The sequence below is a fragment of the Saccharothrix sp. ST-888 genome (assembly GCF_000955975.1).
GTDB lineage: Bacteria > Actinomycetota > Actinomycetes > Streptomycetales > Streptomycetaceae > Kitasatospora.
In genome coordinates this window covers 1-555 of the sequence record NZ_JYJF01000341.1, presented here as the reverse complement: position 1 = coordinate 555, position 555 = coordinate 1, and the positions used below count along the sequence as shown (strand labels likewise).

The following is a 555-nucleotide window of genomic DNA, read 5'->3' as shown; positions in this document are numbered from 1 at the left end:
ACATTCAGCTCGCGATACGTCAACTCCTCACCTGCCGACACCAACGCGACCGCGTCCGGAGTCGCCGCCACCTGCGCCGCGAACGCCTCCGGCAGGGTCGCGCTCCCCACCGGACGAGCGGTGGCCTCGGGCCCCGCCACCAGGGCACGGCGCTCCACCGCGTCCAGCACGTCGATCGTGCCGATCGGCCGGTCCGGTGCGGCGGCGACCGCGGCCAGCAGCCTGCTCCACCGGGCGAACAGGGTCTCGACCGTCCCCCGGTCGAACAGGTCGGTGCTGTACTCCACCGCGCCGCTCAGCCCGGCCGGTGCGCCGTCGGGCCCGCGGTGCTCGGCGAGGCCGAAGGTCAGGTCCAGCCGTGAGGTCCCGGTGGGCACGGTCACCCCGGAGACCGTGAGGTCGGGCAGCACGAAGTCGCCACCCGGCGCGTTCTGCACGACCAGCCCGGTCTGGAACAGCGGGTGGTGCGACAGCGACCGGGCCGGGTTCAGCACCTCCACCAGGTGCTCGAACGGCACGTCCTGGTGCGCGAACGCCGACAGCGCCGTCTCCCGC

General features: G+C 73.9%; 1 protein-coding gene. It reads right to left on the bottom strand.

Annotation, left to right across the window (positions count from 1 at the left end; translation table 11 throughout):
• On the bottom strand, positions 1 to 555 hold a 555-nt coding region (locus tag UK12_RS33000; protein WP_045306896.1), incomplete at both ends, for a condensation domain-containing protein.